This is a genomic window from Mycobacterium arosiense ATCC BAA-1401 = DSM 45069, assembly GCF_002086125.1.
Classification (GTDB): domain Bacteria; phylum Actinomycetota; class Actinomycetes; order Mycobacteriales; family Mycobacteriaceae; genus Mycobacterium; species Mycobacterium arosiense.
Window position 1 is genome coordinate 1 of record NZ_MVHG01000417.1, and the last position, 234, is coordinate 234.

General features: G+C 68.4%; 1 protein-coding gene. It reads right to left on the reverse strand.

Translation table 11 applies throughout. From position 1 onward, the window contains the following. On the reverse strand, nt 1-234 hold a 234-nt coding region (locus BST14_RS32395; protein ID WP_211280879.1), incomplete at both ends, for a hypothetical protein.

Here is a 234-nt window from a genome sequence, read left to right on the forward strand (position 1 = left end):
GCTCAGGCGGTAGTTCAGCTCGCCGAACACACCGAGGTTCTTCTTCGTGTCGTCGAAGGCCGACAGCCCGCGCAGGTGCAGTGTCTCGTCGGTGCGGGTGCGGGCGTAGTAGACCCCGCCCATGCCACTGATCCGGTCCTCCTGCTCGCCGAAGCTGACCCGCGATTCGTTGGAGGCGTTCTTCTGGCGGATGTCGGCGTCGCCCTCGCCGCCCGCGCCGGTGGTGCGGTGCAC